This window comes from Bradyrhizobium sp. WSM1253, from assembly GCF_000244935.1.
In the GTDB taxonomy this organism is placed as follows: domain Bacteria; phylum Pseudomonadota; class Alphaproteobacteria; order Rhizobiales; family Xanthobacteraceae; genus Bradyrhizobium; species Bradyrhizobium canariense.
Genome location: NZ_JH600073.1, coordinates 5123276 through 5142971, shown reverse-complemented (window position 1 = coordinate 5142971; position 19696 = coordinate 5123276). Strand labels below are relative to the sequence as shown.

The following is a 19696-nucleotide window of genomic DNA, read 5'->3' as shown; positions in this document are numbered from 1 at the left end:
CTGAACCGATGTCGTCACTCCCCGAAGCCAAACTGGACGTCCTGCTCGCGCATCACGCCTCGCTCGAAGCCGAATCGCTCGGTCAGCTCGCCTCCGAACGCTATGTGCAGATCACGCGTGAGCTCGCCGAGCTCACGCCATTGATCGAAGCGGTCAAAACCTATCGTTCGGCCGTCAAGGAGCTCGCCGACACCGAGGCGCTGATCGCCGATCCCGCGACCGATGCCGAGATGCGCGCCATGGCGGAAGCCGAGCGCGACGAGCTGACGCCGAAGATCGAGGATCTGGTCCAGAAAATCCGCGTCGCGCTGCTGCCGAAGGACGCCATGGACGACCGCAACGTGGTGCTGGAAATCCGCGCCGGCACCGGCGGCGACGAGGCTTCGCTGTTCGCCGGAGATTTGTTCCGGATGTACGAGCGCTTCGCGGCCCTGCAGGGCTGGAAGGTCGAGGTGATCTCGGCGAGCGAAGGCAGCGTCGGCGGCTACAAGGAAATCATCGCCGAGGTGCAGGGCCGCGGCGCGTTCTCGAAGCTGAAGTTCGAGTCCGGCGTGCACCGGGTGCAGCGCGTGCCGGACACCGAGACGCAGGGGCGCATCCACACATCCGCCGCCACGGTCGCCGTAATGCCCGAGGTCGAGGAGGTCGATGTCGAGATCCGGAACGATGATTTGCGTATCGAGACCATGCGCGCCGGGGGCGCCGGCGGCCAGCACGTCAACAAGACCGAATCGGCGATCCGCATCACCCACATCCCGACCGGCATCGTGGTGATGATGCAGGACAGCCGCTCGCAGCACAAGAATCGCGCTTCTGCCATGAACATCCTGCGTTCGCGCATTTACGACGCCGAGCAGCAACGCCTCGACGCGGCGCGCTCGGCCGAGCGCAAGGAGAAGGTCGGCTCCGGCGATCGCAGCGAGCGCATCCGCACTTACAATTTTCCGCAAGGACGCGTCACCGATCACCGCATCAATTTGACGCTCTACAAGCTGCCGCAGGTGATGGCGGGCGAAGCGCTGGGCGAACTGACCGACGCGCTCACCACCGAGCATCAGGCTGCGCAGCTCGCCGCCCAGGGCGCGGCGGCGTGAGGATCTGACGTCGCGTCAAGCCCCGCTGGAGGCGCGGAACGACTTCAGGAGCCGGCTCAATGCCGGGCTCGCGGCGCGGCGGAGCTCCTCGAGGTTCTTGCGCGAGAGCGCCTGGAGCTTCTGCTCACCCTTTTTCGTCAGCTTGAGATGAACGCGTCTGGCGTCTTCAGGGTCGGCAATGCGGCTGACCAGCCCAAGCTTCGCGAGGCGGTTGATCAGTTCCACGGCGGAGTGATGCCGGATCAGCAGAAACCGCGCGACATCACCGATGCTCGCGGGACCCGGACGCACGAAGCCCTTGATCCCAAGCAGCGCCTGATGTTGCGTCGGCGTCAATCCCTGCTGTGCTGCGGCTGCCTCGCTGAACGCCAGAAAGCTTCGGATCTGGTAGCGGAACTGCGCCAGCCCAGCATAGTCGGAGTCGCGCATCGTGCGGCGGCGTGAAGCCCGCGCAGGTATCGCCGCCGTCGACCGTTGCGCCTTCTTCGCCTGAACCATGCCGTGCCCCTCCGTTCTTGCCACTCGGCAACGCGGGCAGCCCAGCCAAAAGTAGCAAGCAGCGGCGCCGGGACCAACCAGCGGGAACTCCGGATACACAGCTATCCGTCGATCTATTCGAAGCTGGACAGCAGGATCTTCACCAGGATGACCTGGAACGCGATCGGGATGCGGACGCTTTTCCGCCGGATCGAGCGCTGCAGCGCGCCGGCAATCTCGGCGCTGGTCAAGGCACCCGCGGATGCATTGCCAATCAACTCCGCCCACATCTGCGACAGCGAGCCTCCGGGCGGGATCACCGGCTTGATCGTCACGCCACAGCCCTGCGCCCAGTCGATGATTTCCCTCATCGTGTGAGGACCGCAATTGCGCGCGGTCGCGAGGCGTTCGGCCGTCAGCGCAAGCAGCAACTCGCGCGAGGGCGACCAATTCCCCTTCGGCGGCTGCTCGGCAGTGAGCTCGACCGCGAGCTCCTTGAGGACGTTCTGGGCGCGCACGCTCAGCTTCTGCATCGGACCGGGTGCGCGCTTCGCCTGAGCGGGGCCGACGGCGGGCCCGCGCCGGCCGGCCGGCCAATTACGCGGATCCGGCATGCGCGACGCATCGCCGGATTGCGGTGTCGCCCGCTGCCCGTTCGCCTCTTCCACCGGCCACGCCGCCTCCTGCCGCCCCGCACCTTGCGGCCATGACCGTCGCTTCCGGGTACCCGCCACTGTCGTCTGCCGCGCCATTTTTCTCGCCGAACCCGCCAGCCTCGTACTCACAAAGGCTAATATATATCGTGATACGATATGTTTTCACGAGATAATTTTCGGCGTTCGACCAAAGACGAAATTGACAGAAGGCGTTCACAAGCAATGCTTGCGCCCAGGAGCTACACGCGGATGTGACGTGCCCGGCGCGGGCAGGCCCTCGAGGCCGGCCGCCGCCGGACAGGTCGTGCTTTGCCTGCAAACAACAACGATGTTCGGAGGAAACGATCATGACTGACAATCTCGTCCGCCGCGGCCTCTCGCGCCGTGGCCTGCTTCAGACCACCGCGGGCCTCATCGGCGGCGCGGTACTGCCGGGAATGCCGGCGTTTGCCGAGGACAAGCCGGCGATCGGCTCCTACCCCGCGGGGGTTTCGGGCTCCACCGCCTTCATCGGCATCTCGGTGCCGCGCACCGGCACCTATGCCGTGCAGGGTGAAGACGAGCTCAAGGGCTACCAGCTCGCGATCGAGCACATCAATGAAGGCCATGAGCTGATCAAGAAGATCTCGCCCAAGACCAGCAAGGGCGTACTCGGCAAGGAGCTGAAGTTCGGCGTCGCCGATTCCGCGGCCAAGCCGAACGAGGCGGTGCAGGCGCAGCAGCGCTTCATCAGCGAGAACAAGGCGATCATGATCACCGGCGGCACGTCGAGCGCCGTTGCGGTGGCGCTGAACAAGCTCGCCCAGCGCGAACATGTGATTTTCGTATGCGGCATTTCCGGCTCGAACGACACCACTGGCAAGGATTGCGTCCGCTACGGCTTCCGGCAGAACTTCTACGGCCAGACTGCGGCTGCAGCGATCGGCCCGGTGATGGTACGCGAGTTCGGCAAGGGCAAGAAGGCGGCGTATCTGACGCCCGACTACACCTACGGCCACACGGTTACCAAGTCGATGCAGGACTTCCTCGCGACGGCCGGCTGGACCACCGTGACCAACCAGGTCGCCCCGCTCGGCGCCCCCGACTACTCCTCGTACCTGCTGAACGTCGCGAATTCCGGCGCCGACGTGCTCATCAACGTCAACTGGGGTCACGACGCCGTGCTGTCGACCCAGCAAGCCAAGCAGTTCGGCGTGCTCGACAAGATGAAGCTGGTCGTGCCGTACCAGGTGCCTTTCATCGCGCGCGAGACCGGCGGCCTGATGCAAGGCGTCTACGCCGCCACCGACTATTGGTGGACCATCGAAGACAAATTCCCGCTGGCCAAGATGTTCAACGAAGCCTTCGAGAAGAAGTACGGCTACAAGCCCGAATGGGGCGCGGAGAACGCCTATGTCAGCTTCGCGCATTGGGCGCACATGTGCGAGCAGGCCGGCAGCTTCAGTCCGCCCGACGTGATCAAGGCCTACGAGAAAGGCGAGACGATCCCCTCTCTCGTCGGCGACGTGCATTACCGTCCCGAGGACCATCAGTGCGTTCGCCCGGTGATCATCGTCAAGGGCAAGCAGCAAAAGGACATGAAGAACAAGGAAGACTGGTACGATGTCGTCGAGATTGTCCCCGGTGAGGGCCTGATGCAGAAGCCCGACGCCTTCGGCTGCCATCTCGGCGACTACAGCTGAGACCTCGCTAATTCCTGTGACGCCGCGGACTGCACTCCGGTCCTGCGGCGTCACCCTTTTTGGACGCGCACCCTCGCGCGCCACAACAGCGATTGTCGCATGATAAGTTGGCCCAACCTCGTTTCACAGCTTTTCAACGGGCTCGCGCTCGGCGCTCTGCTCGCGCTGATCAGCTCCGGCCTGACCATCATTTACGGCACGCTCGGCGTGCTCAACCTCGCGCACGGCGCGATGTTCATGATCGGCGGCTATGCCGGCTTCGTCGCTTATCAGTACACGGAATCGTTCATCCTTGCGGTGATCGCGGGCTCGCTGTTCGTGATGCTGCTCGGCGTTCTCATGGAACGCGTCATCATCCGCCATTTCTATCATCGTCCGCACGAGGATCAGCTGCTCGTGACCTTCGGGCTCGGCATCTGTTTCGTCGAGCTCGTGCGCCTGATCTTCTCGAGCCAGTCGCAGCTGGTGCCGCCGCCGGCGCTATTCCAGGGCATCACCAATCTCGGCTTCATGTTCTATCCGACCTACCGCCTGGCCGTCGTCGGCATCGTCGCGGTCGCGCTCGGCGCACTGTTCATCGTCCTCTACCGGACCCGGCTGGGCATGATTGTGCGCGCCGGCATCGAGGATTCGGTGATGGTCGATTCGCTCGGCATCAACGTCTACCGCGTCTTCATGGTGGTGTTCGGCATCGGCGCGATGGCCGCCGGCTTTGCCGGCATCGTCAACGCGCCGGTGGTGTCGCTGACACCGGGCATCGGTGACGACATCCTGGTCCAGACCTTCGTGGTGGTCGTGATCGGCGGCGTCGGCTCGTTCCCCGGCGCGATTCTCGGCGGCCTGATCGCCGGCGAGATCATCAGCGTCACCTCCATGTTCAACCCCGGCTACGCCTATGTGATGCTGTTTGCGGCGATGACGCTCGTACTCGTGGTACGACCGCATGGCCTGCTCGGCGTCCAGGGCCGCGAGTAAGCGATCACCTGATGCTCAAGCAACGCCCGTTTCTGATCGAAGCCCTGACTGCGATCGGCCTGATCGCAGCCCCCTTCGTGCTGCCTCATCTCGGCTTCGCGCCGAACACCGTGAACAGGATCCTGGTCTGGGGCCTGTTCGGGCTCGGCTTCGACATCCTGTTCGGTTTCACCGGCCTGCTCTCGTTCGGCCAGTCCGCCTTCTACGGCACCGGCGGCTTCGTCGCCGCCTACCTGCTGACGCGCGCGGGCTTCGGCAACGTGCTGGGTGCGCTGGTCATCGGCATGATCGCGGCCGCCGCGACCGGCTATCTGATCGGCCTGATCGCGTTGCGCCGCACCGGCATCTACTTCGCGATGATCACCGTGGCGATCGCGGAAGTGTTCTTCTTCGTCGAGTTCAATCCGCTTTCCGATTTCACCGGCGGCGAAAACGGCCTGCCCGGCGTGCCGACGCCGAGCTTCGATCTCGGCTTCACCTCCATCCACTTCACCAATGGCTGGTCGCTCTATCAGTTCATCGCGCTGTGCTACTTCGTCGGCGTCGTCATCGCCCTCAGGATCGTGCGCTCGCCGGTCGGCGCGATTCTGAGTGCGATCCGCGACAATCCGCTGCGCGCCACGGCCGTCGGCCACAACATCCATGGCTACAAGCTGACCGCCTTCGTGATCGCAGCCGCTTATGCGGGCTTCGCCGGCGGCCTGCTCGGCGTGCTCCAGGCTTTCATGCCGCCCGACGCCTTCACCTTCGACACCTCGGGCCAGCTCGTGATGCAGACGGCCATCGGCGGCAGGGGAACGTTGTTCGGACCGCTGGTCGGCGCAACCGTTTGGCTCTTCCTTCAGGACTTCCTCCAGTCGGCGCTCGGCCTCGGCGCGGCCTGGAAGCTGGTGCTCGGCGTCGTGTTCGTGCTGCTGGTCTGCTTCCTGCGCGGCGGCATCATCGGCGGTCTTGCCGATCTCTACCGCCTCGTCTCGGGAAAGCGAAAGCAGACGGACGCGGAGATGGACCAGGAGGCCGCTGACGCAGCGGCCGCGCTGCAACCCCCACCGGCTCCGATGCAGGCCAAGGAAGTCGAGCATCCCGCCTATTCCGGGCCGATCCTGAAGGCCACCGGCCTGACCAAACGCTATGGCGGCCTCGTCGCCAACAGCGACATCGATTTCAGCGTCAATCAGGGCGAGCTGCGCGGGATTATCGGCCCCAACGGCGCCGGCAAATCGACCTTCTTCAAAATGCTGACCTGCGAGATCGCGCCGAGCTCCGGCCAGATCGTGTTCGAGGGGCGCGACATCACGGGATTAAAGATCACCGAGGTCTGCCAGCTCGGCCTCACCAAGAGCTACCAGGTCAACCAGCTCTTCACCGGGTTGACGGTGCGGCAGAACCTGACGATCGCCGCGCTGGCCGAGCTGCGTGGAAAATTCCGGCTCGACCTGTTCCGCAAGCTCTCCAGCGTCAAGGGCCTGACCGAGCAGGTGGAGCACACGCTTGCCCTCGTCAATTTGAGCCGCCGTGCCGATACGCCGGTATCCGAGCTCGCCTATGGCGAGAAGCGCAGACTGGAAATCGGACTCGCGCTCGCCACCTCGCCGCGCCTGCTGCTGCTCGACGAACCGCTTGCGGGCATGAGCCCACGCGAGCGCGTCGAGACCGTCAAGCTGCTCAAATCGATCGCGCGCGGGCGCACCATGATCATCATCGACCACGACATGGATTCGCTGTTCGAGCTGGTCGAGCGCGTGACAGTGCTCCAGGAAGGCAAGGTGCTACTTGACGGCACGCCGGAGGAAATCAAGGCCAACGCTGCCGTGCAGGAAGCCTATCTCGGCGGAGTTCACGGAGAGATCGCCGCATGAGCCTGATCGAGGTCAACGGCCTGAACAGCTATTACGGGGACTCCCACATCCTGTTCGACGTCGCCATGCGGGTCGAGCGTCATGAGGTGGTGGCGCTGCTCGGCCGCAACGGCGCCGGCAAGAGCACGACGCTGAAGAGCCTGATGGGCGTCCTGACGCCGCGTAGCGGCAGCGTGAAGTTCGACGGCATTGATATCGCCGGGCGAAAGAGCCACAGAATCGCCCAGGCCGGCATGCAGCTCGTGCACGAGGAACGCCGCATCTTCGGCAGCCTGTCGGTGGAAGAGAATATCCTGCTCGCCGGCATCACTGCGCCGAAACGCTGGCCGCTCGACCGCATTTACGAGATGTTTCCGCGGCTAAAGGAGCGGCGCAGCAACCGCGGCACCGAGCTGTCCGGCGGCGAACAGCAGATGCTCGCTATCGCGCGGGCGCTGGTGCGCGATCCCAAGATCGTGCTGCTGGACGAGCCGTTCGAGGGGCTTGCACCCGTCATCGTCCACGATCTCGTCAAGGCCTGCCGCGAGCTCGCGGCCGCCGGCCAGACCATCGTGCTGGTCGAGCAGAATTTGGCGGCGACGCTGGCGCTGGCGACGCGGATCTACATCATCAACAACGGACATATCGTGCACGAGGGGCCGGCGCGGGAGCTCAAGGCCCAGCCGGAGCTGCTCCAGCGCTATCTCGGCGTCTAGAGAGCGGCGATCATTCGCCTGGCGTGAGTGGCGAGCACCGTCGTGTCCTCCTTGTGCGTCTGCGCTGGCAGCAGCTCGATTCCGGCCCTGACAGGCATGACGTGCATGTGCAGGTGAAAGACCACTTGGCCGCTGGCGGGCTCGCTGAACTGCTGAAGGATGATGCCCTCGGCGTCGAACGCCTTCATCGCGGCAATCGCGATTCGCTTGGCGGTTCGGGCGACCGCGGCGAGGTCGTCATCCGCGATGTCGAGGATGCCGCGGGCCGGCGCCCGGGGAACGACCAGCGTGTGCCCGGGCGAACGCGGCATGATATCGAGGAAGGCGAGGCTGTGGTCGTCCCGGAAAACCTCGAAGCAGGGGACCTCGCCGCGCAGGATCTTTGCGAAGACGTTCTGATCGTCGTAGGGCGTCATGGACCCTTCTTCATTGCGAGGCGGGATCTGACGCGCTCCTTTCCGTTGACGCAAGCAAGCCAGCCGATCTATCCACGATGCCAGGCAGGATGGTTCCATTGGCGACAGATTTCGATCCCGGACATAGCATCGAGAGTGCGCGGCGCGCGCTTACGGCACGGCTGCAATCGGCCGGCATCGAGCAGCCCGCCCTCGATGCGCGCCTGCTCGTCGGGGCTGCGCTGAGGCTTGATCTGACCGGCATGGTGACGCAGGCGGCCCGGCAACTCGCACCTGAAGAGGCTGCGCGGCTGGAAGCATATGCGCAACGCCGGCTCGCGCATGAGCCGGTCGCCCGCATTCTTGGCGCCCGGGAATTCTGGGGCCTGCCGTTCCAGCTGTCCGAGGCCACCCTGGTGCCGCGGCCGGACACCGAGACCGTCGTCGAGCTGGCACTCGAAATCTTTCGCGAGCGGCAAGCCTCCCATCAGATGCGCATCGCCGATATCGGCACCGGATCCGGCGCCATCCTGCTCGCGCTGCTGCACGAAATTCCCGGCGCCTTCGGGGTCGGCACCGATCTCAGTCTGACCGCGCTCAAGACCGCAAGAGACAACGCCGCAGCTCTGGGCCTCGGCGACCGCGCCAGCTTCGTCGCCTGCTCCTACGCAGCGGCGCTCCGCGGCCCGTTCGACCTCGTCGTGTCGAACCCGCCCTACATCCCGTCGGCGGAAATTCCGAAACTGAGCATCGAGGTGCGCGAGCACGATCCGCATCTGGCGCTCGACGGCGGCAATGACGGTTACGACGCCTATCGCGCCCTGATCCCGCAGGCGAGCGAACGTCTCGCCCCCGGCGGGGCACTGATCGTCGAGGCCGGACAGGGCCAGGCCCGAAATATTGAAACCTTGATGACGGCTGCCGCGTTAGTCGTGGACAGGCCGCCCAAGGCCGATTTGGCGGGCATTCCCCGGGCGGTTTCGGCCCGGAAAATGCCCCCATAAAAGCCGGATTGGGCTGCAAAAAACCTCTTGGAATATCCCTTGGGAACGACTACCTTCCGATCAACACATCGGTGCCGGCCCCGTAGACCTACGGGCGAAAGCCGGGCTCTCGAGCGAGAGCTTACTGATAATGGTTCCAAGCCGCAGGTCCTGTTGAGCGCGATGGCCATTTGAGCTGCGCTGCTTACCGACCGCAACGTGAACGAAAGCCTGATATTGCGCTTGAAGACTTACGCAACAAAGCAGGGCTTGTTTCGGCAGGCGATATGAATGGGTTCGCTGGCGATGGATGCTGGCGGTGGGGAACGCGTCTTTTGTTGAACGCGACGGTCGACGAACATCGGCAGGGATCAATCCGCTCTTGCGTGCGGTTGCGCGCAAGCGATGTGAACCGCTGTCATCAGGTCACTCTCGGCAATCAGTAATGCGTGCAACCTTTAGGGCTGGAATTAAAGGCAGGACATGAGAAACGGTCAGAACAAGCAGCGGATGCGCAACCGCAACAACAATAATAATAACAATAACAACAATAATAACCGGCGCGGCCAGAACCCGATGACCCGGGTCTACGAGTCCAACGGACCCGACATCAAGATCCGCGGCACGGCTTCGCATATTGCTGAAAAGTATCTCCAGCTTGCGCGCGACGCGCGCTCCTCCGGAGACCCCGTTGCGGCCGAGAACTACTACCAGCATGCCGAGCATTATTTTCGCCTGATCGCGACGGCTCAGGAGCAGTTCCGGCAGAACCAGCAGCCGCGCGGCGACGAGCCCATCAGCAACAGCAGCGGCGACGACGGCGAGGACGACGGCGAGAATTTCTCGAACTTCGGCCAGGAGCCGGGTTTTGTCCCGCAGCCGCCACCGCAGCCCTTCACACGCGACCGCGACGGCCAGCGCGATCATCAACCGCGTGATCATCAGCCCCGCGACAACCACTATCAGCGCGACAACCAGCAGCCGCGCGAGCATCGCGAACGCGACCATCGTCCGCAGCCGCAATATCAGCCACAGCCGCAACCGCTGCCGCTGAACCAGCCCCAGCCCGTCGTCGCCGACGCCGTCAGCGTCGATCGTCTGCCCTCCTTCATCACCGGCCCGCAGCCGCAGGTGAGCGGTGGCGCGCCCGGTCAGGCCGGGTTCGAGGGTGGTGGTGGTGGCGAGCGCTTTCCGCGGCGGCGCCGCCGCCCGAATGGCCCGCGCCCCGAGCGCGAAGCCGCTCCGGCCGCCTCGAGCGACGAAGTGGCTCCCGGCGAGTAAGCCGCATTCACACGTTATCTTGCGCCAGATACCCTGACCTGAATCGTCCCGGCATGTCCGGGACGATTGTTTTTAGCCGCGCGTCGCCGTCGTCGAGGACGGCACCAGCACCGGCTTCGCCAGCGAGGGAATCAGTCGCGCCCGCTCGCGCTTGGCGGGGATCGCGCGGTAGACCTGCTTGGTCGCCTCGACGATGTGCACGCCGGCGAAAGGCAGCGACAGCGCCGCGCCGGCCCGCTCCCACATCTGTGCGGATTTCAGCACCCAGCCGCCGGCATAAGGCGGCATGAACAGCGCCTCGCCCCAGGCGGTCGGCGTGAACCAGGTCTGGCGCAACAGGTCGGTGATCTGCGAGCGCGAATAGGGCCGACCGTGACCGAACGGCGTGCTGTCGGTGCGGGTCCAGACCCCGCGCCGGTTCGGGATGACCGCAATCACACGACCGGACGGCGACAGCACGCGCCACGCCTCGCGCAGCAGCGCGGCCGGATCGTCCGACATTTCCAGTGCGTGGACCAGCAGGATGCGATCCACCGCGGCGTCGGGAAGCGGCAGCGAGAACTCATCCACCAGCGAGGCGAGCGCCGGCCGTCCCGTCGGCCATTTCAGGACGCCCTGGGCCGACGGCATGAAGGCGATGCAGCGCTCCGCATCCTCGCGGAACAACCCGAGATAGGGCGTGGGATAGCCGAAGCCGAGCACCCGCTGGCCGTCGACGCGCGGCCAGCGCTCCCGAATGCCGCGATTGATCATTTGCCGCGCCACAATCCCGAGGCGACGGGAGTAGAACTCGCGGAGGTCGACGACATCAATGGTCATGATCGCAATGTAACATGCACGAGGTGGCCCCCGCGCGCGGAATATTGCATTGCCTGCGCAACGTTAACGCCATATTTGTCTGACGGAGCTGAGCGCGATCGGAGATGACATGGCCGCCGAAATTCGTACTTTCACCTGTTTAAACGACAATTTCGGTTATCTGATCCATGATGTGGAAACCAAGGCGACGGCGTCGATCGACGCGCCGGAGGCCGGCCCCATCGTGAGGGCGCTCGAGCGCGAGGGTTGGCAGCTCACCGATATCCTGATCACCCATCATCATGGCGATCATGTCGGCGGGGTCGCCGAACTCAAGCAGAAATACAATTGCCGCGTCGTCGCGCCGCATGACAAGACGACCAAAATCGCAGACGTCGACCTGCGCGTCGCCAATGCCGAAATCGTCAAGGTCGGCAGCTTGCTGGGGCGCGTATTGGAGACGCCGGGCCACACGCTCGACCACATCTCCTACGTGTTCGACACCGAGAAAGCGCTGTTCGCCGCCGACACGCTGTTCTCGATCGGCTGCGGCCGCGTGTTCGAGGGCACCTATCCGATGATGTGGGATTCGCTTCTGAAGCTGCGCGCCCTGCCCGACGACTTCAAGCTCTATTGCGGCCATGAATACACGGCTTCCAACGTCAAGTTCGCGCTGACCGTCGATCCCGACAATGCGGCGCTGCAGGCGCGCGCGGCGGAGGTGGCGAAGCTGCGGGCCGAGAACAAGCCGACCATTCCCTCGCTACTTGGTGACGAGAAGCGCACAAACGTGTTCCTGCGCGCCGACGAACCATCGGTCGCAGCCAGGCTGCACATGAAGGGCGCGGATGCCACCGCGGTGTTCGGCGAGCTGCGCGAGCGCAAGAATAAATCTTGAAGAACAAATCCTGACGATCAAACCCTGACGGGAATCGATGCCGACCGCAGCCGAGATCATCGCGCGCCTCGAACTCCGCCCGCATCCCGAGGGCGGGCATTACCGCGAGACGTTTCGCGACCAGACCACGGACGCCAACGGCCGGTCACGTTCGACCCTGATCTATTTCCTGCTGGCGCGCGGCGAGCGTTCGCACTGGCATCGCATCGATGCTGTCGAAAGCTGGCACTATTACGCCGGCAGCCCGCTGACGCTGCGTATCGCCCATGACGGCTGCTCCCAGCACGAGGTACGGCTCGGTACGGACCTGTTGAACGGCGAGCGGCCACAGGCGATCGTGCCGGCGGATGCGTGGCAGACGGCGGAGACCACCGGCGAGTGGACCCTGGTCGGCTGCACCGTGGCGCCGGCCTTCGAGTTCGCAAAATTCGAGCTCGCGCCGAAGGGATGGGAGCCCTGAATCTTAATCTGGAATCGGGTGGGTTCGGTTCGCGTCACGCCTTAGGACAGCGCTTCCAGCGAACAGGAGCGCACGATGCACGGAACACTCGGCCCCACCGCCGTCCAGATCGACCCGGCCATTTTGTATTTCGGCACGCCCGTCGTCCTCATCGGCTCAACCAATGAAGACGGCACTTCCAATCTCGCGCCGATGTCGTCGGCATGGTGGGTCGGGTGGCGCTGCATGCTGGGACTGGCCCGGAATTCCAAGACCACCGAGAACATGATTCGCACCGGCGAATGCGTGCTCAATCTGCCGTCCGCCGATCTCGTCGCCGTGGTCGATCGCCTCGCACGGACCACAGGATCGGATCCGGTGCCGCCCGGCAAACTCTATCGCGGCTATCGGCACGAGAAGGACAAGTTCGGTCGTGGCGGACTAACCGTGCTGCCGGGCGAAACAGTCGCCGCACCGCGTGCGGCCGAGTGTCCCGTGCAGATGGAAGCCAAGGTCGCCCATGTCCATGAGATGGCACAAGACGACGCGGTTTGGCGCGGCAATCTCGCTGCGATCGAGGTCCGCATCACCCGCGTGCATGCGCATCCCAACATCATGATGGACGGTGCAAGCAACCGCATCGATCCGGACAAATGGCGGCCGCTGATTCTCAGTTTTCAGGAATTCTACGGCCTGACGCCGCAACGCTTGCAGCGCTCCGAACTCGGACAGATTCCGGAGGCGATGTATCGGCCGCCGGGTTGGCAGCCGGCGCTTTAGCGGCGCCCTCACCGTTTCCTCGACACCATGTCCTTGGCCGCGATCAAGCCGCCGCCGGCGATCAGGATCGCGGCGATGGCGATGTTGGCGCTCGCCTTCGCAAAGCCAGCGGCGATGAGGAAGCCAGTCGAGAGTAGCGGCGTCGCGTAGGATGCGGCGCCGAGCACGCGGATGTCGCCGCGCTTCATGCCGATGTCCCAGGCGTAGAACGCAGCACCGACCGGACCGATGCCGAGCGCGATGACGGAGAGCCATTGCAGCGTCGTGTCCGGCCATACCGTGGCTTCAAGCAGGCCATGCATCAGCGCGGCAAGCAACGCCGTGGCGAGGCAGAATCCCGCGACCGCATCGGTCGGCACCGCCTTCAATCGCCGCGACAACACCGAATAGATCGCCCACACGAAGGCTGCGATGAAGGCCGCGGCCAGACCCGGCAATTGTCCCTGCGTGAAGCCCGAGGTGTTCCCGGCGAACAGCAGCACGGTGCCGACGAGACCGAGCACGGCGCCGACGACGTGATGCACGGCCAGCCGCTCGCCCGGCAGAAACGACGAGAACAGCACGATCAGAAGCGGCCACAGATAATTCAGCAAGCCGGCTTCAGCCGGCGGCGCGAAGCGCAGCGCGAGGAAATAAAGCGCGTGATAGCCAAACAGTCCGCCGACACCGACGATCCACACGGCCAGCGGCTGACGCAGGCTTTTGGCCGCCGAGCCGCGGCCGATCCAGGTGAGCAGGCCGACGAGACCGCCGATCGCGAACGTCATCGCGGCCAGCTGGAACGCCGGGATCTTTCCGGTCGCCACCGTCATCACCGACAGTAACGACCACATCAGGATCGCGGTCAATCCGATCAGCGTCGCAGTGCGGGGAGTCATCGGCCACATACTCTCGTCATGGCGGGCTTGTCCCGGCCATCCACGTTCTTTCGTGGCGACGGATGTTGTAAGGCCGTGGATGCCCGGGACAAGCCCGGGCATGCCGAAGTTACCGATATGATCGAACGTGATGCCTGCGCATCACACCATGTATTGGCCGCCGTTGACGGTCAGCGTCGAGCCGGTGATGGCGCCGGCCTCGTCGGCGGCAAGGAACACGACCGCGCGCGCGATTTCCTCGGGCTCACCGAGACGGCCGATCGGGATCAGCGGCAAGATGGCCTTTTCCAGCACGTCCTTCGGCACCGCCTGCACCATCTCGGTGTTGATGTAGCCGGGGCAGATCGCATTCACGGTGATACCGCCCTTGGCGTTCTCGATCGCCAGCGCCTTGGTGAAGCCGATCTCGCCCGCCTTCGCCGCCGAATAGTTCACCTGACCGAACTGACCCTTCTGCCCGTTGATCGAGGAGATGTTGATGATGCGGCCGAACTTGCGTCCACGCATGCCCTCGATGACCTGGCGCGACATGTTGAACAGCGAGCCGAGATTGGTGCCGATCACGGCGTTCCATTGCTCGAGGCTCATCTTGTGGAAGGCGCCGTCCTTGGTAATGCCGGCATTGTTGACGAGCACGTCGATTGGGCCAACCTCGGCCTCGACCTTCTTCACGCCCTCGGCGCAGGCATCGAAACTGCTGACGTCCCATTTGTAGACGGCGATGCCGGTCTCGGCCTTGAACTTCTCCGCCGCCGCGTCGTTGCCGGCATAGCTCGCCGCAACCTTGTAGCCGGCCGCCTTCAGCGCCTTGCCGATGGCAGCTCCGATGCCCCGCGTACCACCCGTCACCAATGCAACACGTGCCATATCGTATTTCCTTCCCTTGGACTCTTCGGACGTTTCTGTGTGATCGTTTTTAACGGTGGATTATGCGGTTGGTTTGACGGACATCAAGAACAAAACGCCCGGCATCGAGCCGGGCGTTTCTCTTTAGTCGAGGCTTGTACGGTTGCGAAGAATATTTGATTTGCAACCGCTGCTTTTTTAATCGCGTGCAACGCACTCAGTCACGTGTGCAACGCACGCGCAAATGACGCACCAACTATCTCAGTCGCGCGCCACACACATCGCGATGCCCATGCCGCCGCCGATGCACAGCGTGGCGAGGCCCTTCTTCGAATCCCGCTTCTGCATTTCGTGGAGCAGCGTCACCAGCACGCGGGCGCCGGAGGCACCGACCGGATGGCCGATCGCGATCGCGCCGCCGTTGACATTGACCTTCGAGGTATCCCAGCCGAGATCCTTGTTGACGGCACAAGCCTGCGCCGCGAAGGCTTCATTGGCTTCGATCAGGTCGAGATCGCCGACGTTCCAGCCGGCCTTCTTCAGCGCGGCGCGCGAGGCCGGGATCGGGCCCGAGCCCATGATCTTCGGATCGACGCCCGCCTGCGCCCAGGACACGATGCGCGCGAGCGGCGTCTTGCCTTCCTTGGCGGCCTGTTTGGCGGTCATCAGCACCACGACGGCGGCGCCGTCATTGATGCCGGAGGCCGAACCCGCGGTGACCGTGCCGTCCTTCTCGAAGGCGGGACGGAGCTTCGCCATCGCGTCGACCGTTGCGCCATGGCGCGGATATTCGTCGGCGCTGACGACGACATCGCCCTTGCGTCCCTTGATGGTGACGGGAACGATTTCGTCGTTGAATCTACCGGCCTTCTGCGCGGCCTCGGCCTTCTGCTGCGAGGCGACCGCGAACTCGTCCTGCTGGGCGCGGGTGATCTGCCACTGCCGCGCGACGTTCTCGGCGGTGTTGCCCATGTGATAGCCGTTGAAGGCGTCCCACAGGCCGTCCTTGATCATGGTGTCGATGAATTCGACCGCGCCCATCTTGACGCCGCCGCGCAGATACTGGGCGTGCGGAGCCATGCTCATGGATTCCTGGCCGCCGGCCACCACGATCTCGGAATCGCCGTTGAGCAGCGCCTGATAGCCGAGCGCAACAGTGCGCAGGCCCGAACCGCAGAGCTGGTTGACGCCCCAGGCCGGGCTCTCGACCGGAATGCCGGCATTGATCGAAGCCTGGCGAGCCGGGTTCTGGCCTTGGGCGGCGGTCAGGATCTGGCCCATGATGACTTCGGAGACCCGGCCGGGCTCGATGCCGCCGCGCTCCAGCGCGGCCTTGATGGCGATGGCCCCGAGATCATGGGCGGGAAGGGTTGCGAACGCTCCGTTGAAGCTTCCGACCGGGGTGCGGGCGGCGCTGACGATGACGACATCGTCTGACATGGGCATCTCCTGGGTTGAATGGGGGCAGAGGGGGCTGGGGAAACGGCTCGCCAGTCTCGGACGGCATCCTGTTAACGTCGTTGAGGCATGTCAATCGGCCGGCGGCCGAATTCATCCCGCAGCGCATTCAAAATAGCGTTCTTGGCGCTTTCGCAAGCACGTTTTTGCTGCCCGATTAACCGTGGCGCACAAAACGGTAGCGTGACCCCTTTGAAAATGCTTATTTTGTTGCGTTGCGTACTCTTCCCGCCCTGCGGCATAGCCCGACAGGTTCCCGTTCTCCGCGCTTGCAAGTGAGAGCCCATGGCGAAATCAGACCAACCCACCACCATCAAGAAATACGCGAACCGCCGGCTCTATAACACCGGAACGAGCACTTACGTGACGCTGGAAGACCTCGCCTCCATGGTCAAGGACGGCGAAGATTTCCTGGTCTACGACGCCAAGACCGGCGACGACATCACCCGCTCCGTGCTTGCCCAGATCATCTTCGAACAGGAGAACAAGGCCGGCCAGAACCTGCTCCCGACCACCTTCCTGCGCCAGCTGATCCGCTTCTACGGCGACAGCATGCAGATGGTGGTGCCGAAATATCTGGAGCAGGCCATCGCGTCGCTGACGCAGGAGCAGGAGAAGTTCCGCAAACAGATCGCCACCTCCCTGTCCGGAACCCCGTTTGCGCCGCTGGAGGAACAGGTCCGCCGCAACATGGAGCTGTTCCAGCAGACCTTCTCGATGTTCAAGCCTTTCGCGCCCGGCGCAGCCCGCCCCGCGGGCTCCGCGGAGCCGGCCCCCGAGGCGACTGCCGAAGCGCCGAAGGACAGCAACATCGACGATCTGCGCCAGCAGATGAAGGACATGCAGGAACGCCTCGAGCGGATGTCGAAGAAGGACGAGTAGATCGTCCCTCTGCGCCGGCTCCCGGCAAGCCGGAGGACGCGCATGTCCGACCGAAGCACCCATTGGGACAATGTTTACGCCACCAGGGGCGAAGCCGAGGTCAGCTGGTTTCAGAACAGTCCGGCGACTTCGCTTGCAATGATCCGGGCGGCCAATCCGGACCGCGCGGCCGCCCTCCTCGACATCGGCGGCGGCGCATCGCGACTTGTCGATGCTCTCCTGCTGGACGGATATCGCGACGTCGCCGTGCTGGATCTCTCTGCCAATGCGCTTGACGCTGCAAAGAAGCGGATCGGCGCAGCCGCTTCGACGGTCGACTGGATCGTTGCCGACGCCACGACATGGCGCCCGGCAAAGACCTACGATCTATGGCACGATCGGGCGGCGTTTCACTTCCTGACCGACTCCCGCGACAGGACCGCATACATCGAGCGGCTGCGGTCGGCGGTTGCGCCCGGCGGCCACGTCATCATTGCGACGTTTGCACTCGACGGCCCCGAGAAATGCAGCGGCCTGCCGGTGCAGCGTCATGACAGCGCGAGTCTTGCGGCGGAGCTCGGGCCGGGATTCGAGCTCGTCGAAACGCGCAACGAGGCGCACCAGACGCCGTGGAATTCGATGCAGGCGTTTCAGTTCAGCCGGTTCAAGCGACGCAGCTAGGACAGTGCTATTCAAGCCGCCAGCTTCACGGCATGGGCAAAGTCCCAATAGAGCTTGCGCGCGCGAATGTAGAGCGGGCCCGGCTGCAGCTCGCGATCGTCAATGCGGATCACCGGCGCGACTTTTGCGAAATTGCCGGTGGAAAAGATCTCGTCGGCGGCGAGGAAGTCGGCATAGCGCAGCGTCTTCTCGACCACGGTGACGCCGTCGGCGCGAAGCAGGCTGATGACGCGCTGGCGGGTGACGCCGTTGAGAAAAGTGCCGTTCGGCGCCGGTGTGTAGACCACGCCGTCCTTGGCCATGAACACGTTGGAATTGCCGAACTCCGCGACGTTGCCGAGCATGTCGAGCATCAGCGCGTTCTGGAAGCCGCGCGAGGCGGCCTCGGCAAGCGCGCGCGAATTGTTCGGATAGAGACAGGCGGCCTTGGCCTCGACCGGCGCGCACTCGGCGGTGGGCCTGCGGAACGGCGACAGCGTGATCGCATTGCCGACGGGTTTCGGCATTGGCGCCTCGTAGATGCATAGGCACCAATCAGTGGTCTCGGGATCGAACAGCACGCCGCCGCCCGAGCCGTTCTGCGCCCAATACATCGGACGGACGTAGAGCTCGGCATTCGGCGCGAAGCGCGCGATGCCCTCATTTGCGAGTGTCATCCAGGTTCCGGTATCGACCACCGGCTTCAGCCCAAAGTTGATGGCGGACTGATTGGCGCGGGCAACGTGGCGGTCGAGATCGGGCGCGACGCCTTCGAACACCCGCGCGCCGTCGAACACGACCGAGCCGAGCCAGGCCGCATGCGTGCGCGGACCCATGATCGGCACATTGCCGTCATGCCATTTGCCCTCGAAGAAGGTCCAGCTTGGCGAATATGCAATGGGCTTTTTGATCTCGGCCATGACCGGCCTCTCCCTTGGCGTGGTGCCGCATTATAGCGCCACTATTGGGCGCAATTTCTAAATGATTCCCTGCGGGAAAATGGTGAGTTACCCTCCCGGACGGGGAAAGGAAGCACCATGCCGCTCGATCCGCTCGCAAAGCGTTTGTTGACCATGATGGCTGCGGCTGCGCCGCAGGCACGGAGCCGGCCCAGCGTGGAGGCACGGCGGCAATCATTGGCAAAGCTGATGCAGTTTGCGCGCGCCGATGCGCCTGACGTGACGACGTCCGACGGCATGCTGCCTGGTCCCGGCGGCGCGCTGCCCTATCGCCTCTATTCACCGGCAGGCGCCGATGATCGCGCGCCCGGCTTCGTGTTCTTTCACGGCGGCGGGCTCGTTGCCGGCAGCATCGCCACGCATGACCGCATCGCGGCGGCGCTGGCACATGCGACCGGCTGCCGCCTCGTCTCGGTCGATTACCGGCTGGCGCCCGAGCACAAATTCCCCGCCGCCGTGGACGATGCGGTTGCTGCCACCGAATGGGTGGCGCGCGAGGCCGCATCGCTCGGCATCGACGCCGGACGTCTGGTGCTCGGCGGCGATTCCGCCGGTGCAACGCTCGCCGCGATCGTGTGTCAGGAGGCGGCGCAGACAGCTGGCCTTTCCATCGTCGCGCAATGCCTGATCTGCCCGGTGCTGGATTTCGAGGAGGCCTCGCCGTCGCGGCAGGCGTTCGCCGAGGGGCACCTGATCGACCGCGTCACGATCGAAGCCGATCTCGCCGATTATCTGCCCGAGGACCTTGATGCTGCCGATCCGCGCATCTCGCCCTTGCGCGCGACACGGCTTGCGGGCCTGCCGACCGCCATTATCCACACCGCCGAGTTCGACCCGATGCGCGACGAGGGCAATGCCTATGCCCGCAAGCTGCTCGCTGCGGGCGTCACGGTCGAGCACGTCTGCCACGAGGGCATGGTCCACAATTTCCACGCCATGGGCGCAATCCTGCCGCAGGCGCAGCTCGTGCTGTCGCAGATCGGTGAGCAGGTCAGGCGGGCGGTGGGGACGTGAAGCACCTC

General features: G+C 64.4%; 21 protein-coding genes. 13 read left to right on the top strand and 8 right to left on the bottom strand.

Annotated elements, in window-relative coordinates; genetic code table 11:
• The first annotated feature begins 8 nt into the window (after positions 1 to 8).
• Positions 9 to 1094 (top strand): peptide chain release factor 1, encoded by a 1086-nt coding sequence (prfA, locus tag BRA1253DRAFT_RS25695; RefSeq protein WP_007599175.1) that lies wholly within the window; start codon positions 9 to 11, stop codon positions 1092 to 1094.
• Positions 1095 to 1109: 15 nt separating this feature from the next.
• Here prfA and BRA1253DRAFT_RS25690 read toward each other — a convergent pair whose 3' ends face one another.
• Positions 1110 to 1592: a MarR family winged helix-turn-helix transcriptional regulator gene (locus tag BRA1253DRAFT_RS25690; RefSeq protein ID WP_007599174.1), complete on the bottom strand. Its 483-nt coding sequence runs from the start codon at positions 1590 to 1592 to the stop codon at positions 1110 to 1112.
• 113 nt (positions 1593 to 1705) lie between these two features.
• Positions 1706 to 2323 (bottom strand): hypothetical protein, encoded by a 618-nt coding sequence (locus BRA1253DRAFT_RS25685; RefSeq protein ID WP_245285964.1) that lies wholly within the window; start codon positions 2321 to 2323, stop codon positions 1706 to 1708.
• Positions 2324 to 2574: 251 nt separating this feature from the next.
• Here BRA1253DRAFT_RS25685 and BRA1253DRAFT_RS25680 point away from each other — a divergent pair, with 251 nt between their 5' ends.
• The 4 genes from BRA1253DRAFT_RS25680 (at position 2575) to BRA1253DRAFT_RS25665 (ending at position 7438) form a co-directional block, all read left to right on the top strand.
• Positions 2575 to 3909: a substrate-binding protein gene (locus tag BRA1253DRAFT_RS25680; RefSeq protein ID WP_007599170.1), complete on the top strand. Its 1335-nt coding sequence runs from the start codon at positions 2575 to 2577 to the stop codon at positions 3907 to 3909.
• A gap of 99 nt (positions 3910 to 4008) precedes the next feature.
• Entirely contained in the window at positions 4009 to 4884 is an 876-nt protein-coding gene (locus BRA1253DRAFT_RS25675; protein ID WP_007599169.1) for a branched-chain amino acid ABC transporter permease, read from the top strand.
• An 11-nt stretch (positions 4885 to 4895) separates the two neighbouring features.
• Positions 4896 to 6743 carry an ATP-binding cassette domain-containing protein gene (locus BRA1253DRAFT_RS25670; RefSeq protein ID WP_007599167.1) on the top strand — a complete coding sequence of 616 codons (1848 nt, stop codon included), beginning with the start codon at positions 4896 to 4898 and terminating at the stop codon, positions 6741 to 6743.
• Entirely contained in the window at positions 6740 to 7438 is a 699-nt protein-coding gene (locus BRA1253DRAFT_RS25665; protein WP_007599164.1) for an ABC transporter ATP-binding protein, read from the top strand. The genes BRA1253DRAFT_RS25670 and BRA1253DRAFT_RS25665 overlap by 4 nt, the downstream gene beginning before the upstream one ends.
• Here the strand turns inward: BRA1253DRAFT_RS25665 and BRA1253DRAFT_RS25660 are convergent.
• On the bottom strand, positions 7435 to 7854 hold the full coding sequence (locus BRA1253DRAFT_RS25660) for an HIT family protein (protein WP_007599163.1): 420 nt from the start codon (positions 7852 to 7854) through the stop codon (positions 7435 to 7437). The two genes, BRA1253DRAFT_RS25665 and BRA1253DRAFT_RS25660, sit on opposite strands and share 4 nt — an antisense overlap.
• Before the next feature lie 89 nt (positions 7855 to 7943).
• Here BRA1253DRAFT_RS25660 and prmC point away from each other — a divergent pair, with 89 nt between their 5' ends.
• The gene (prmC, locus tag BRA1253DRAFT_RS25655) at positions 7944 to 8837 is read left to right on the top strand and encodes a peptide chain release factor N(5)-glutamine methyltransferase (protein ID WP_007599161.1); all 894 of its coding nucleotides are present in this window, start codon (positions 7944 to 7946) and stop codon (positions 8835 to 8837) included.
• Between the two features lie 462 nt (positions 8838 to 9299).
• Positions 9300 to 10097: a DUF4167 domain-containing protein gene (locus BRA1253DRAFT_RS25650; protein ID WP_007599159.1), complete on the top strand. Its 798-nt coding sequence runs from the start codon at positions 9300 to 9302 to the stop codon at positions 10095 to 10097.
• Positions 10098 to 10169: 72 nt separating this feature from the next.
• On the opposite strand, the gene BRA1253DRAFT_RS25645 is transcribed toward BRA1253DRAFT_RS25650, so the two are convergent.
• Positions 10170 to 10916 (bottom strand): class I SAM-dependent methyltransferase, encoded by a 747-nt coding sequence (locus tag BRA1253DRAFT_RS25645; RefSeq protein WP_007599158.1) that lies wholly within the window; start codon positions 10914 to 10916, stop codon positions 10170 to 10172.
• A gap of 109 nt (positions 10917 to 11025) precedes the next feature.
• Here BRA1253DRAFT_RS25645 and gloB point away from each other — a divergent pair, with 109 nt between their 5' ends.
• The 3 genes from gloB (at position 11026) to BRA1253DRAFT_RS25630 (ending at position 13012) form a co-directional block, all read left to right on the top strand.
• The gene (gene gloB, locus BRA1253DRAFT_RS25640) at positions 11026 to 11793 is read left to right on the top strand and encodes a hydroxyacylglutathione hydrolase (protein WP_007599156.1); all 768 of its coding nucleotides are present in this window, start codon (positions 11026 to 11028) and stop codon (positions 11791 to 11793) included.
• A 37-nt stretch (positions 11794 to 11830) separates the two neighbouring features.
• Entirely contained in the window at positions 11831 to 12253 is a 423-nt protein-coding gene (locus BRA1253DRAFT_RS25635; RefSeq protein ID WP_007599155.1) for a cupin domain-containing protein, read from the top strand.
• Between the two features lie 75 nt (positions 12254 to 12328).
• Positions 12329 to 13012 (top strand): flavin reductase family protein, encoded by a 684-nt coding sequence (locus BRA1253DRAFT_RS25630; protein WP_007599153.1) that lies wholly within the window; start codon positions 12329 to 12331, stop codon positions 13010 to 13012.
• 8 nt (positions 13013 to 13020) lie between these two features.
• On the opposite strand, the gene BRA1253DRAFT_RS25625 is transcribed toward BRA1253DRAFT_RS25630, so the two are convergent.
• The 3 genes from BRA1253DRAFT_RS25625 to BRA1253DRAFT_RS25615 form a co-directional block, all read right to left on the bottom strand.
• The gene (locus BRA1253DRAFT_RS25625; protein ID WP_007599152.1) at positions 13021 to 13890 is read right to left on the bottom strand and encodes a DMT family transporter; all 870 of its coding nucleotides are present in this window, start codon (positions 13888 to 13890) and stop codon (positions 13021 to 13023) included.
• Between the two features lie 141 nt (positions 13891 to 14031).
• The gene (gene phbB, locus BRA1253DRAFT_RS25620) at positions 14032 to 14757 is read right to left on the bottom strand and encodes an acetoacetyl-CoA reductase (protein WP_007599151.1); all 726 of its coding nucleotides are present in this window, start codon (positions 14755 to 14757) and stop codon (positions 14032 to 14034) included.
• Between the two features lie 240 nt (positions 14758 to 14997).
• A complete protein-coding gene (locus BRA1253DRAFT_RS25615; protein WP_007599150.1) occupies positions 14998 to 16176 on the bottom strand; it encodes an acetyl-CoA C-acetyltransferase in 1179 nt (392 codons plus the stop codon).
• Positions 16177 to 16479: 303 nt separating this feature from the next.
• Between BRA1253DRAFT_RS25615 and phaR the strand changes: the two genes are divergently transcribed.
• Complete coding sequence (gene phaR, locus BRA1253DRAFT_RS25610) at positions 16480 to 17076, top strand: polyhydroxyalkanoate synthesis repressor PhaR (RefSeq protein WP_007599149.1); 597 nt, start codon at positions 16480 to 16482, stop codon at positions 17074 to 17076.
• Between the two features lie 42 nt (positions 17077 to 17118).
• Complete coding sequence (locus BRA1253DRAFT_RS25605) at positions 17119 to 17736, top strand: trans-aconitate 2-methyltransferase (RefSeq protein WP_007599148.1); 618 nt, start codon at positions 17119 to 17121, stop codon at positions 17734 to 17736.
• A gap of 11 nt (positions 17737 to 17747) precedes the next feature.
• On the opposite strand, the gene BRA1253DRAFT_RS25600 is transcribed toward BRA1253DRAFT_RS25605, so the two are convergent.
• A complete protein-coding gene (locus BRA1253DRAFT_RS25600; RefSeq protein ID WP_007599147.1) occupies positions 17748 to 18635 on the bottom strand; it encodes a branched-chain amino acid aminotransferase in 888 nt (295 codons plus the stop codon).
• 117 nt (positions 18636 to 18752) lie between these two features.
• On the opposite strand from BRA1253DRAFT_RS25600, the gene BRA1253DRAFT_RS25595 reads away from it, so the two are divergent.
• On the top strand, positions 18753 to 19688 hold the full coding sequence (locus tag BRA1253DRAFT_RS25595) for an alpha/beta hydrolase (protein ID WP_007599146.1): 936 nt from the start codon (positions 18753 to 18755) through the stop codon (positions 19686 to 19688).
• Positions 19689 to 19696 lie beyond the last annotated feature (8 nt).

Excerpts from the sequence above, each read along its gene's own strand:
- prfA (WP_007599175.1), top strand. The coding sequence starts at position 9 with ATGTCGTCACTCCCCGAAGCCAAACTGGACGTCCTGCTCGCGCATCAC.
- BRA1253DRAFT_RS25690 (WP_007599174.1), bottom strand. The coding sequence starts at position 1,592 with ATGGTTCAGGCGAAGAAGGCGCAACGGTCGACGGCGGCGATACCTGCG.
- BRA1253DRAFT_RS25685 (WP_245285964.1), bottom strand. The coding sequence starts at position 2,323 with ATGGCGCGGCAGACGACAGTGGCGGGTACCCGGAAGCGACGGTCATGG.
- BRA1253DRAFT_RS25680 (WP_007599170.1), top strand. The coding sequence starts at position 2,575 with ATGACTGACAATCTCGTCCGCCGCGGCCTCTCGCGCCGTGGCCTGCTT.
- BRA1253DRAFT_RS25675 (WP_007599169.1), top strand. The coding sequence starts at position 4,009 with ATGATAAGTTGGCCCAACCTCGTTTCACAGCTTTTCAACGGGCTCGCG.
- BRA1253DRAFT_RS25670 (WP_007599167.1), top strand. The coding sequence starts at position 4,896 with ATGCTCAAGCAACGCCCGTTTCTGATCGAAGCCCTGACTGCGATCGGC.
- BRA1253DRAFT_RS25665 (WP_007599164.1), top strand. The coding sequence starts at position 6,740 with ATGAGCCTGATCGAGGTCAACGGCCTGAACAGCTATTACGGGGACTCC.
- BRA1253DRAFT_RS25660 (WP_007599163.1), bottom strand. The coding sequence starts at position 7,854 with ATGACGCCCTACGACGATCAGAACGTCTTCGCAAAGATCCTGCGCGGC.
- prmC (WP_007599161.1), top strand. The coding sequence starts at position 7,944 with ATGGTTCCATTGGCGACAGATTTCGATCCCGGACATAGCATCGAGAGT.
- BRA1253DRAFT_RS25650 (WP_007599159.1), top strand. The coding sequence starts at position 9,300 with ATGAGAAACGGTCAGAACAAGCAGCGGATGCGCAACCGCAACAACAAT.
- BRA1253DRAFT_RS25645 (WP_007599158.1), bottom strand. The coding sequence starts at position 10,916 with ATGACCATTGATGTCGTCGACCTCCGCGAGTTCTACTCCCGTCGCCTC.
- gloB (WP_007599156.1), top strand. The coding sequence starts at position 11,026 with ATGGCCGCCGAAATTCGTACTTTCACCTGTTTAAACGACAATTTCGGT.
- BRA1253DRAFT_RS25635 (WP_007599155.1), top strand. The coding sequence starts at position 11,831 with ATGCCGACCGCAGCCGAGATCATCGCGCGCCTCGAACTCCGCCCGCAT.
- BRA1253DRAFT_RS25630 (WP_007599153.1), top strand. The coding sequence starts at position 12,329 with ATGCACGGAACACTCGGCCCCACCGCCGTCCAGATCGACCCGGCCATT.
- BRA1253DRAFT_RS25625 (WP_007599152.1), bottom strand. The coding sequence starts at position 13,890 with ATGACTCCCCGCACTGCGACGCTGATCGGATTGACCGCGATCCTGATG.
- phbB (WP_007599151.1), bottom strand. The coding sequence starts at position 14,757 with ATGGCACGTGTTGCATTGGTGACGGGTGGTACGCGGGGCATCGGAGCT.
- BRA1253DRAFT_RS25615 (WP_007599150.1), bottom strand. The coding sequence starts at position 16,176 with ATGTCAGACGATGTCGTCATCGTCAGCGCCGCCCGCACCCCGGTCGGA.
- phaR (WP_007599149.1), top strand. The coding sequence starts at position 16,480 with ATGGCGAAATCAGACCAACCCACCACCATCAAGAAATACGCGAACCGC.
- BRA1253DRAFT_RS25605 (WP_007599148.1), top strand. The coding sequence starts at position 17,119 with ATGTCCGACCGAAGCACCCATTGGGACAATGTTTACGCCACCAGGGGC.
- BRA1253DRAFT_RS25600 (WP_007599147.1), bottom strand. The coding sequence starts at position 18,635 with ATGGCCGAGATCAAAAAGCCCATTGCATATTCGCCAAGCTGGACCTTC.
- BRA1253DRAFT_RS25595 (WP_007599146.1), top strand. The coding sequence starts at position 18,753 with ATGCCGCTCGATCCGCTCGCAAAGCGTTTGTTGACCATGATGGCTGCG.